Origin of the sequence: Geobacillus sp. ZGt-1, assembly GCF_001026865.1 — a bacterium.
Classification (GTDB): Bacteria; Bacillota; Bacilli; order Bacillales; family Anoxybacillaceae; genus Geobacillus; species Geobacillus thermoleovorans.
On record NZ_LDPD01000023.1, the window covers coordinates 338,338 to 350,066 of the forward strand.

The following is an 11,729-nucleotide window of genomic DNA, read 5'->3' on the forward strand; positions in this document are numbered from 1 at the left end:
GCGGACGTGATGTTGCCGATGGCAAAGTCGACAAATTTGCCATCTTGAAGAAGCTTGCCGGCCATCGCCAACACTTCGCCCGTCTTCGGGTTCATCATGACGACAAACGCCCGGTCCAAGAGCGGCGACCGGCCTTTGCGCTTCGTCGCCAAAATCTCCTGCTGAATGATCTCTTCGACTTTTTGCTGCAATTCAGCATCGATGGTCAACACGAGATCTTTGCCGCGCTCGCCTGGATACACTTGCTCAACCGAGATGACATTGCCCGATTTGTCGACAACGTTTTTCACTTTTGCCTTTTTGCCGTGCAGCACTTCTTCATACTGCATCTCCAAATAGCTTTTGCCGACGCGGTCATTGCGGCTGTAGTCGCGGGCTAAAAAGTAATCGAGCCGTTCGCGCGGGACGCCTTCGTCTTCTTCAGTCACACTGCCGAGCACAGAGCGGAATGTGTTGTCATAGACGTATTTCCGGTCCCAATCCACCGTCGTATTGACGCCGGGCAGCTCGCTCAAATGCTCGCTGACGACCGCATATTCGCGGTCGGTCACTCCTTTGCTTTTGACCGTCTGTGGCGTCAAGGCGTAGCCGCTCTCCATCTCATGTTTAATGGCGATCACTTCAAGCTCTGCTTTCGAAATTTGCGCCAAATCTTGCTTGGTGATGCGATCGAGCGTCCACTCGTACACTTTTTTGTCGATCTCTTTTTGCGTCAATCCTTGATCAGCGAGCTTTTTCCGTTCTTGTTCGCTCACCTTCCGTTTCGCTTCTTTCGGATGCGTTAAAATCCAATAATCTTTCATATCGCGCTCAGTTACTTTTTTCTCAGCATCGGGAATGTCGATGTATTGGGCAAGTTTCCTTGCTATGTCCAATATTTCTTCCGGCTGTGTCGTTTTGGAGCGCGTGTACGTAATCGCCTTTTGCGGTGTGTTGTCGACGATCACGCGGCCGAATCGATCGTAAATTTTGCCGCGCGGCACCGGCGTGCTGACGATTTCATCCTGCGTTCGCTCCACTTCGCGCCGATAATCTTCACCGTAGACGATTTGTACGACGCCAAGGCGTAAAATCAGTGCTGAAAACAACAAAAAAACAAAGAAAAACAAAATGTTTAACCGAATCGGCACTTGTGCTCGCTTTTTCCGTTTCATCCCCCGGTCCTCCTTCTCCTCCCCCTATTGTAAAAGAAAAAGTCGGTCATGGCTAGGGAAAAACTTGGCCCCTCACACCGGCGAACGGCCTCGTTCGCCGGCCAGCTTCGGCCGAAGCAAAAGCCTCTCGCGCCGGCCGCGCTCCGGACGGCCATCGGTGAAGCGAATGCGGCGGACAAACCAATAAATCACCAAATGCCCGGCCCCGCACACAAACATAAGCACCCGAATGCCAGCCTCTTCACCAAAGAGCGCCATAGCCGTCAAAAAGGCTAAAATCGATGCCACCCGTCCGGCGTTTAAAAACAATTCCCGGACAACAATGTATTCGACGCGCGCCTCGGCCGATTTCCAGCTCTTTCCGATGACGTCAAACGTCAAGGAGGAATACGGAACAAGCAGCAATGGATACGCAATGGCGATCGTGATGGCATAAAGAATGAGGCGCGGATAGGTTGGATGGAAGACGATCAAAAAAATCGCTCCGTATAGCAACGCTCCTCCCAGCAAAATCGCTTTCATCCGATATTCACGCTTGATCAGCCGGGAGACAGCATAATAGGCGACAAACGATGTAAACGAGTTGACAAGCCCGAATTTGCCGAGCGCCCATTCACTTCCAGAAGTGACATACACAAGCACGGAAATGATAAACACAAACGTGCCTTCGCGCAATCCTTGAAAAAAGTGGGCATTCGTAATGAGCCGCCAGTTCCGGTTTTCATTCCGCTCCTTTAAAATGCGGACGAACAAATATTTCCCCGCGGCCGCGCGGCGCTTCAAGAAAAAGCTGAGCAGCACAGCGACAAGAAACAAGCCGAGCGACAGCGAGAAAACGAACGTATACCCTTTCGCTCCATGAAGCGATGAGATGATATAACCGGCGGCAATCGGCCCGATCATGCCGGCTGATGAGGTCAACACCCCGAAAAAACCGTTAAAAAAGTCGCGCGTCTCCGGTTCGGTAATTTCAAATGTCAACACGTTAAATGCCAGCCAATAAAAACCATAGCCGACGCCGAGCAGCGCGCCGAGAAAAAGCAAATATTGATGAGCGCGAGAGCCGACCAATAAAACGGTGACAAAAAAAACGGCTAAACACGACACGCCAAGCCGCAAAACGAGGATGCGGTCAATTTGTTTCGCCAGCCGTCCGGCGAAAATAAACGTCAGCGGCTGCATCGTGACGACCGCCAAATTGTATAGCGCCAAGTCGCGGAAATCGCCGGTCTGTTTCCATAAATAAATGTTGACAAACGTGTTTGAGAGGGAAACACCGAGCGTGTAAAACCCGCCGATGCAAAGCAAAAGCAACAGGTCGCGGTTCACTTGTTCTTGGCCGGTTAGTTTTTGGAAAAATGCCATTGCAAACTCCCCTTTTCATCTATCCGGTAGTGTGGCCATTTCCGCAGCCTCTATGCACCCGGCGCGAAGAAAACCGCTTCCTTTGCCTGCACCCTCCGTCGCTAAAAAAAGCGGGGCGTTTTGTTTCGCCCCGCTTTGTTGATTACTTCGCTTTCGCTTCGCTGTACCGTTTCGCCACTTCGTCCCAGTTGACAATGTTCCAGAATGCGGCAATGTATTCCGGACGGCGGTTTTGGTATTTCAAGTAGTACGCATGCTCCCAAACGTCCAAGCCGAGAATCGGCGTTTTGCCTTCCATGATCGGCGAGTCTTGGTTCGGCGTGCTCGTAATTTCCAGCTCGCCGTTGTTCACGACAAGCCATGCCCAGCCAGAACCGAAACGGCCGGCCGCTGCTTTCGAAAACTCGTCTTTAAACGCGGTGAAGCTGCCGAATTTTTTGTTGATCGCCTCAGCCAGCTCACCCGTCGGCTCACCGCCGCCATTTGGCGACAAAATCGTCCAGAAAAGCGAGTGGTTTGCATGACCGCCGCCGTTGTTGCGCACCGCCGTGCGAATGCTTTCCGGAAGGGCTTCCAAATTGCTGAGCAATTCTTCGAGCGATTTGTTTTGCAAATCCGGATGCCCTTCAAGCGCCGCATTCAAATTTGTAACGTATGTGTTATGGTGCTTCGTGTGGTGAATGTTCATCGTTTCTTTGTCGATGTGCGGCTCAAGCGCATCATACGGATACGGCAATGCTGGCAATTCAAATGGCATACCGATCTCCTCCTTTTTGATTTATGTACACGAACGCCAAAGCGTTCGCTTGAGATTAGCTTACCAAAGTTGGCACAATGTTTCAATCGATTTGCTTGTCCTCGCTTTTTGTTTACATATTTTCAACACACCGTTGACCGTTTCTTCATAATGACAAGCTATAGTATAAGGTAGCTTCCAGTTAAGGGGGAACTCAGCGAAAATGGAAACAAAGCGATCACGTTCTTTATGGAACGCCTTTCGACTTGAGACAATTGTCATGATGGCCATGGTGCTCACAACGACGTTGTCGGCCCTTGTCATCACCTCAATCGGCTATATTCAAGGGCGCCATTCAGCGATTCAGTCGATCCAACAACAGTTGCAGCTATCAAGCGAAACGATGGTTGAAAAAATTTCTATTTTAAAAGCGACAACGACCAATGAAGCATTTTCTCAAAAACTGAATTATTCATTGACGCTAAATGAACGGAAATTCCACGCCTTACACCTTCATCCGGTGCAATTGATTGTAACGAAAACGGGAAAGGCGGTGGCAAAACGGCCATCCTCGCCCAATCAAACGCTGCCCGAACAGGTCGTGCGCGATATATTGAAAAAGAAGCAAGGTGTTTTGCATACAGACCAATGGCTGGCTGCATTTTCCAGTTCCAGCGATTTGCAGGGAGCGGTCTACATCATCGCCATTCCGGAAAAGGATTATCTGTGGCCGCTTTTGAAACAGCAAGCAACAAACCTGGCATGGTCTGTTGCCGCTGTCTTGACCGTATGCCTGGCCGGATGGAGAATCATCCATCGCGCCACTCGTCCCATTGCTTGGCTCCAACAAGCCATGGAACGGCTTGGATCCGGCGACTGGCGGTCGCGCATTGAATTGCATGCAGCGACAAAAGATATTCTTGCCCTTGCCGACGGGTTCCATCAGATGTCCAGCAATTTGGCTGTTCTGATCGAACATATGCGTTTCAGCTCTGAGCAAATCGCAGCGGCTACGAACCTTTTAAACCAAACATCCTCGGAGACTACAGCGGCTTCCGAACAAATCGCCGCGGCGGTGGCAGACACAGCGTACGGAGCAGAGCAACAAGCACGCAAATCGGCTGACATCGCCTCTTTTTTTCAACAACTGGCAGACGAAATGGAACAAATGTCCTTTCGAATGGAAGAAGCCCGTCGTTCCACAGAACAAGCCCATTCCAAAGCGGAAAGCGGCAACCAGCTTGTTCAACGGGCAAACAGCGACATGGGTTACTTGCAACAATCGATCGCAAAAACGATGCACACAATCGATGCATTGAAAGACCATTCACGCCATATTACCAGCATTCTTTCACTAATCGGAACCATCGCTGAACAAACGAACTTACTGGCTCTAAACGCTGCCATTGAAGCAGCGAAAGCAGGAGAGCATGGACGGGGATTCGCGGTTGTTGCGAAAGAAATCCGGGTGCTGTCGGCGCAAACAGGACAAGCGTTGGCGCAAATTCAATCGATTGTCCAAGATGTGCAAAGCCAAATCGAGGCCGCCGTTCAATCAATGAAGGAAAGCGCCAAACAACTCGATGAAACGAAAAAAACGTTCACGGAAAGCCAACAAGCCTTTAAAGAAATCACAACAATGGTGTCTCATTCATCCGCACATACATTGCAAATTTCAGAAAAATTCGTTGCCATCGAACGGCAAATTAGTGATATGCGAAAACATATCACAGAGATTGCCACCGTTGCCCAACAGATTGCGTCTTCGATGGAGCAAATTTCGAATTTTACTGACGGTCAGCACGAGGCCATGGCGGCCATTCGCTCCGAAGCCGATGCGCTGAATGACCGCGTGTTGCATTGGCGCACCTTGCTTGGCACCTTTCATTTGCCTTCTGACTAAAGCGGGAAGATGCCCGCTTTTTTCTTCGTCCCAAGTTGAATTCTTCCTCTTTCCCGGCTACAATGGAAAAGGAGACAAAGAAAGGTGTGTCTGCGATGAACGTATTTGTCCAGCTGTGGAAAAGCTTATATTCTCCGAAAGACATCGCCCGCTTTCGATTCCAAGGAATTGGGAAAACGATCGGGTATGTGTTTTTGCTGACTTTGCTGTCCATTCTTCCGACGTTTTACTATGTCTCCTCGTCGCTCACTGAAGGCATCCGCACAACGAGCGCCTTATTGAATAACGAGTTGCCGCCGTTTTCGATTGAAAACGGCGAACTTCACTCGGAGGCGGCCACGCCGATTCATATTGATCAAGGCGGATTTACGATCATTTTTGACAGCACCGGCAAAGTGACGAGTGAGAACGTCGAGCAGTTTCCGAACGCCATCGCGCTCTTGAAGCATGAGGCCGTGCTCGTCGCCGGCCATCAGGCGCAGCATTACAGCTATGCCACGTTTCCGGATGTGACCATTACCGACGAAGACGTTCGCGCGTTCATCGCCGGTCTTCAGTCGCTTCTCCCTGTCCTCATCCCGCTTTTTGGGTTCGTTTTATACGTGCTCGCCTGCGCCGGGAAATTCATCAGCGTGTGCATCTTTGCCTTTTTCGGCCTGATTCTTGCCGGCGTGCTCGACAAAACGCTGCGCTACCGCCATACATGGGTGATGTCGGCTTACGCCATTACGCTGTCGACCGTCTTTTTCACCGTGATGGAAACGGTGCAAGCGGTCGTGCCCTACGGCGCGTTGATCCATTGGTTCGTTTCGCTTGTCGTTCTCTTTTTGGCAGTCAAGGAAGTGCCATCAGCCAAACGGGAAATATAAAAAAGCTGCCTGTCGATGCAGGACAGCTTTTTTTGTGCTTACGCTGCTTTGCTTCTTTCTCCTCGTCCTCGACGCGCGCGCCGCCCCCCGGAGAAATGCCGCGCAAGCAAGGAAGAAGCGAGCCGTGCAGCCAAATTGAATAAAAGAACGGCCACCATCAACACAGCCGCCGATTTGGCCGCGATCAGCTTCGCGTCTGGGACAATGCCTTCCGAATTCAATTTCCAAATATGCACCGTCAGCGTTTCGGCCGGCCGGAACACGTTCAGCGGGTTGGCCTGGCTGCCCCAATCCGCATCCCAACGAAGCATCGGAGTCGTCAGCCCAGCGGTATAAATGAAAACAGCCGCTTCGCCGAAAATGCGCCCAGCCGATAAAATGACGCCGGTGACAATTTGCGGGATGGCGGCCGGAAGCACCGCTTTGACCAACGTCTGCCAGCGCGTCGCTCCAAGGGCAAGACTCCCCTCTTTAATGTTGGCTGGAACATCCAAAATCGCCGTTTCGCAAATGCGCGTCAATCCAGGCAAATTGATGATCGTGACGGCTAACGCTCCGCCGAGCAGCGTATAGCCCCAACCCGTCAAGGTGACAAACGCCAACAATCCAAACAACCCGACGACAATCGACGGCAATGATGCCATCGTTTCCAAGCAAAGGCGAATGAACCCGACGATCCGCCCTTGTTTGGCGTATTCGGCCAAATAAATTCCAGCTCCCAACGAAAGCGGAACCGACAAAAGCAATGTCACAACCAACATATAAAATGAATTGATGAGCTGCGGACCAATGCCGCCGCCCGCTTGCGTATTGCTCGGCCGTCCGAACAGAAACTCAGGTTGCCAAAACCCCGCTCCTTTCGACAACACAACGGCAAAAAAGAACATGAGCAACCCGATGACTGCAGCAGCCACCGCATAGAAAATGCCTGTCCAAACTTTATCGATCATTCGCGCTGTCATCTTATCGCTCCTTTCTCGGGCCGACCAAACGGATCACGGCAATGAAGAAAAACGAGATCAAGAGCAAAATGAGCGCCAATGTCCATAACGCGTTGTTCCATGGTGTTCCGTTGATCGTATTTGCCATATCCATCGTCAATACACTTGTTAACGTCGCCGTCGGGCTGTCAAGGCCTGAAGGCAGCTTAATCGTATTGCCGATCACCATCTGCACAGCAAGCGCCTCGCCAAACGCCCGCGCCAAGCCGAGAACGACGCCGGTGGCAATCCCGGCTTTCGCCGCCGGAACGATGACGCGGGAAATCGCCTGCCAACGCGTAGAGCCAAGCCCGTATGATGCTTCCATATACGTCATCGGGACATTGGCCAAGGCGTCGGCCGCAATGCTGGTGATGGTCGGCAAAATCATCATACTAAGGACGATGATCCCCGCCAACAGACTAAAGCCGGAGCCTCCGAACCATTCGCGCAAGAGCGGAACGAGAATCGTCACCCCAAGCCAGCCATACACCACCGACGGAATGCCGACAAGCAGCTCCAGCACCGGCTTGAGCAACGAAACGAACCATTTGGGAGCGATAAAGTTCATGAAAATCGCCAACGCCAACGCGATCGGCGCACTGATCAACAAAGCGCCAAGCGAGACGAGCATCGAGCCAACAATAAAAATGAGCGCCCCATACTTCGGCGGCGTGCCGTTTGGATCCCTTGCATCGAAAGCAACATGTCGGAAAGCGAAAGACCGCTGTCCGTAAAGGACTGAATTCCCTTTACCGCCAAAAAGATGATCATCGTCACCGTAATCAGAACGATCAGCCAGCCGCAGATGACCGCAAACGTGCGGCCGATGTACTCTTCAAGCCAGCGATTCCGCCGTTTCGTATGCATTTGTTGCATGGCTTCATCCCTCCATTGTCAAAGGCCGGCCTAACGAGCCGGCCTTCCGCCCTTCTCTACTCCAATTCCGTCATCGGGATATACCCCATCTTTTTAACGGTCGGCGCAAATTCTTCGCTCTTGACAAAGTCGATAAACGCTCGCACTTCTTCCTTCGCTTCCCCTTTGGTAATCATGTATTCATACGACCAAAACGGGTACTTTTCCGTGCGGATGTTTTCCACCGTCGGTTCCGCGCCGTCAATTTTGACCGTTTTCAAGTTTTTCTTTTCCCCAATTAAATACGACATGGCTACATAGCTGACAGCGCCCGGCGTCGAGCTGATCGCCTGTTCGACCGCTCCGTTCGAATCTTGCACCGTACCGATGGAATCATCGATTTTTACGCCTTTCATGATCGTTTTCTCAAATGTCGCCCGCGTACCCGATGACGCCGGACGGTTGATCACGTGAATGGCTTCATCTGGTCCGCCGACTTCTTTCCAGTTTTTAATCTTTCCGCTGAAAATATCTTGAATTTGCTTCGTCGTTAAATTATCGACCTTCACATCGTCGTTGACCACAATCGCAAAGGCGATGCCGGCCACTTTATGGTCAACAAGCTCTGACGCTTTCGATTTGTCGTCCAGCTTCTCCGCCGCCGGCACATCCGAGTTGCCGATTTGCACGGCGCCGGCTGCCACTTGGTTGACGCCCGTACCGCTGCCGCCGCCTTGAACGGTGATCGATACGTCCGGATACTTTTCCATAAACGCGTTTGCCGCTTCCTCTGCCAGCGGCTGAAGCGCTGTAGATCCCGCTAGTGCAATGGTGCCGGAGTAGGTTTCTTCTTTCTTTGCCGTTCCTTCATTGCCGCCCGCGTTGTTCTTTTCAGTCTGCCCGCAGCCGGCCAAAACGCCGGTCATCAACAAGGCGGCCAATCCCAATTTGACTCGTTTGCTCCACATTCAGAAATCCCCCCGTTTTGTTTTCGTACTTTCAACGTACAAGACCATTGTAGCGAGACATTGTTAGGCCCTTATAAAGCAGTTGTTAAGTTTCTGTAAAGACAAAAAACAGGAATATTTTCAAAAAGCCGTCAAGCGAGCCTTGAAGGCAAAGAAGAACGGTGATGCCGTTTTTCAAATTGGAGACATTCTTTTGTTGAAGTGTTTTCCTCATGAACTCAACGACCTTGCTAAGGAAGACATATTTTCGCTGGACAAGCATACATATGAAATAGATATACGCATGCGGAGGAAGCGTCATGAAAAAATTCATTTTTCTCCTGCTTCTCTTTCTTTCCAGTTATATCGTTTACCGCGACCTTGTCATCGGAACGCTTCACCCTTCATCTGAAACAGCGGCAGCCGTTGTCCAGTCGAAACAGGCGGCCATCCCGTACCGGACGGTGACCATTCGCCCTGGCGATACGTTGTTGTCCATCATCGAGAAAGAACTCAACGGTCCATTGCCCGTTCCGCTTGAGCAACTGATCCGTGATTTTGAACGGTTAAATCCAGGCGAACATGCGCAAACATTAAAAATCGGGAAAACTTATAAAGTGCCGATCTATCGCTAACCGGCGAATCGCTTGTCAAACGGCGGATGGCACTGTTACAATAATGCAGAAAGCGACTTGAATGTTAAAGGAGCGAATTCCCGTGGGTGAAATCATCCATCGTTCAAAGACTCGGCCGGTCCGCGTCGGTCCGCTGACAATCGGCGGCAGCAACGAAGTCATCATTCAAAGCATGACGACGACAAAAACGCACGATGTCGAAGCGACGGTGGCGCAAATCCACCGCCTCGAGGAAGCGGGGTGCCAAATCGTCCGCGTCGCCTGCCCGGACGAGCGGGCCGCCGCGGCGATACCGGAAATTAAAAAGCGAATCAACATCCCGCTTGTCGCCGACATCCACTTTGACTACAAACTGGCGCTGAAAGCGATCGAAGGCGGCGTTGATAAAATCCGCATCAATCCAGGCAACATCGGGCGCCGCGAAAAAGTCGAAGCGGTCGTGAAAGCGGCGAAAGAGCGCGGCGTACCGATTCGCATCGGCGTCAACGCCGGATCGCTGGAAAAACGCATTTTGGAAAAATATGGATATCCAACAGCCGACGGCATGGTTGAGAGCGCCTTATATCATATCCGCATTTTAGAAGAACTTGATTTTCACGATATTATCGTTTCGTTGAAAGCGTCCGATGTGCGCCTCGCCATTGAAGCGTACGAAAAAGCGGCGCGCACGTTCGACTACCCGCTCCATGTCGGCATCACCGAAGCGGGAACGCTTTTTTCCGGCACGATCAAAAGCGCGGTTGGACTCGGCGCCATTTTAAGCAAAGGCATCGGCAATACGATCCGCGTTTCGTTAAGCGCCGACCCGGTTGAAGAGGTAAAAGTGGCGCGCGAAATTTTAAAAACGTTCGGACTCGCTTCCAATGCGGCGACGCTCATTTCCTGCCCGACGTGCGGGCGGATTGAGATCGATTTGATTCGCATCGCCAACGAAATCGAAGACTATATCGCCAAAATTCAAGCGCCGATCAAAGTCGCTGTGCTCGGATGCGCCGTCAATGGACCAGGGGAAGCACGGGAAGCCGACATCGGCATTGCCGGCGCCCGTGGCGAAGGCTTGTTGTTCCGCCACGGCAAAATCGTCCGAAAAGTACCCGAAGAGCAAATGGTGGAAGAGCTGAAAAAAGAAATCGACAAGCTGGCGGAAGAATACTTTGCAAAGCAAAAGGAAAACAAAGCCGCTCTGAAAGGCAGCGCCGCCCAATGAGCGGAAGGTTCCTGCACAACGAGAAAGGGCGTCCCCGCTTGGGGACACCCTCGCTTTTTACGTATAAAACGGCATAATAAACAGGCGGACGAGAATAGCGATGACGCCGATGCCGATGGCCCACGCACCGAGCGTCTCTGCGCCGCGCCGGCGCGCGATAAACCCGACAATAATGCCGGCCGCCCCTAACAAAATCGGCCAAATAAACAAGGCGATGATGGATAGGGCCAAAGCGAGCCAGCCGAGCCCGGCGCCGTCCGCGCGTTCTTCGTCCCGTTCGTCGCCGCGGCGAATCGGTTCAGCGACTTCCGCCGCTGTTTCTTCCATAAAATTGCGTTCTGGTTCCTCTTTTCCGATCGATTGCACGTAACTTCCGTTATACGTGCGCTCGCGGTCGTCTGCCATATGCTTCCCTCGCTTTCCTAAAGTAAGAAGCATTATTAGTATGAGAAACCGGCGTTATTTTATCAGTGTGAATATTTTCTAACAGGAGGATGAAGCGGTGAAAAAACGGCTTGGCATCGACATTGACGGCACGGTGACATGTCCGAGCACGTTCATTCCGTATTTAAACGAAGCATTCGGCAAAGAGCTCGCATTAAACGACATTACGCAATACAATTTGGCGCCGTTATACGGCGTGGCGGAGGAAGAAATGGACCGCTGGCTTGAGGAAAACGAAGCGGATATTTATGAGAGGGCTCCGCTTGCCCGCTATGCGCTTGAGGTGATTGACAGCTGGAAAGACAAATACGAGCTGTATTACATCAGCGCCCGTGGCCGCCATTTGTACGATCTCACCGAGCGCTGGTTCCGGCGGCACGGCGTCCATTACCACCATATTGATCTGATTGGGTCGCACGACAAAATCGCCGCCGTCCGCCAATATAAGCTGTCGGCCTTCTTTGAAGACAAGTACGATAATGCCTGCGAAATCGCCGAAACATGCGGCATTCCCGTCATTTTGTTTGACACTCCGTACAACCAAGGCCCGCTCCCCGAAAACGTCATCCGCGTCAATAACTGGCTTGAAGCAAAGCGAGAAATCGAACAGCGCCTCCGGCCATAAACAAGG

The 11,729-nt window shown here is 51.7% G+C and carries 10 protein-coding genes and 2 pseudogenes; 5 read left to right on the top strand and 7 right to left on the bottom strand.

Annotated features, from left to right (window positions below; all coding sequences use genetic code 11):
* The 3 genes and pseudogenes from VU18_RS20135 to sodA form a co-directional block, all read right to left on the bottom strand.
* Window positions 1-1,154 (bottom strand): annotated as a pseudogene (locus VU18_RS20135) (penicillin-binding protein); the annotation flags it as partial.
* 72 nt (window positions 1,155-1,226) lie between these two features.
* Window positions 1,227-2,519: an MFS transporter gene (locus VU18_RS10425; RefSeq protein ID WP_047758073.1), complete on the bottom strand. Its 1,293-nt coding sequence runs from the start codon at window positions 2,517-2,519 to the stop codon at window positions 1,227-1,229.
* Window positions 2,520-2,661: 142 nt separating this feature from the next.
* Window positions 2,662-3,276 carry a superoxide dismutase SodA gene (gene sodA / locus VU18_RS10430; protein WP_011231937.1) on the bottom strand — a complete coding sequence of 205 codons (615 nt, stop codon included), beginning with the start codon at window positions 3,274-3,276 and terminating at the stop codon, window positions 2,662-2,664.
* Between the two features lie 268 nt (window positions 3,277-3,544).
* On the opposite strand from sodA, the gene VU18_RS10435 reads away from it, so the two are divergent.
* Together VU18_RS10435 and VU18_RS10440 are read left to right on the top strand one after the other, a co-directional pair.
* Window positions 3,545-5,158 (top strand): methyl-accepting chemotaxis protein, encoded by a 1,614-nt coding sequence (locus VU18_RS10435; protein ID WP_236687361.1) that lies wholly within the window; start codon window positions 3,545-3,547, stop codon window positions 5,156-5,158.
* 95 nt (window positions 5,159-5,253) lie between these two features.
* On the top strand, window positions 5,254-6,027 hold the full coding sequence (locus VU18_RS10440; RefSeq protein ID WP_047758075.1) for a DUF1189 domain-containing protein: 774 nt from the start codon (window positions 5,254-5,256) through the stop codon (window positions 6,025-6,027).
* 38 nt (window positions 6,028-6,065) lie between these two features.
* Here the strand turns inward: VU18_RS10440 and pstA are convergent, their stop codons facing one another.
* The 3 genes and pseudogenes from pstA to VU18_RS10455 all read right to left on the bottom strand — a co-directional run bounded on the left by pstA (window position 6,066) and on the right by VU18_RS10455 (window position 8,833).
* On the bottom strand, window positions 6,066-6,989 hold the full coding sequence (pstA, locus tag VU18_RS10445) for a phosphate ABC transporter permease PstA (protein WP_011231941.1): 924 nt from the start codon (window positions 6,987-6,989) through the stop codon (window positions 6,066-6,068).
* A 1-nt stretch (window position 6,990) separates the two neighbouring features.
* A pseudogene (gene pstC / locus VU18_RS10450) lies at window positions 6,991-7,877 on the bottom strand (phosphate ABC transporter permease subunit PstC).
* A 65-nt stretch (window positions 7,878-7,942) separates the two neighbouring features.
* Window positions 7,943-8,833 (bottom strand): phosphate ABC transporter substrate-binding protein PstS family protein, encoded by an 891-nt coding sequence (locus tag VU18_RS10455; protein ID WP_011231943.1) that lies wholly within the window; start codon window positions 8,831-8,833, stop codon window positions 7,943-7,945.
* Between the two features lie 299 nt (window positions 8,834-9,132).
* On the opposite strand from VU18_RS10455, the gene VU18_RS10465 reads away from it, so the two are divergent.
* Together VU18_RS10465 and ispG are read left to right on the top strand one after the other, a co-directional pair.
* A complete protein-coding gene (locus VU18_RS10465; protein WP_011231945.1) occupies window positions 9,133-9,447 on the top strand; it encodes a LysM peptidoglycan-binding domain-containing protein in 315 nt (104 codons plus the stop codon).
* A gap of 82 nt (window positions 9,448-9,529) precedes the next feature.
* Entirely contained in the window at window positions 9,530-10,654 is a 1,125-nt protein-coding gene (ispG, locus tag VU18_RS10470; RefSeq protein WP_047758076.1) for a flavodoxin-dependent (E)-4-hydroxy-3-methylbut-2-enyl-diphosphate synthase, read from the top strand.
* Between the two features lie 57 nt (window positions 10,655-10,711).
* Here the strand turns inward: ispG and VU18_RS10475 are convergent, their stop codons facing one another.
* Complete coding sequence (locus tag VU18_RS10475; RefSeq protein ID WP_011231947.1) at window positions 10,712-11,059, bottom strand: hypothetical protein; 348 nt, start codon at window positions 11,057-11,059, stop codon at window positions 10,712-10,714.
* 97 nt (window positions 11,060-11,156) lie between these two features.
* On the opposite strand from VU18_RS10475, the gene VU18_RS10480 reads away from it, so the two are divergent.
* Window positions 11,157-11,723 (top strand): nucleotidase, encoded by a 567-nt coding sequence (locus tag VU18_RS10480; protein WP_011231948.1) that lies wholly within the window; start codon window positions 11,157-11,159, stop codon window positions 11,721-11,723.
* The last annotated feature ends 6 nt before the right edge of the window (window positions 11,724-11,729 follow it).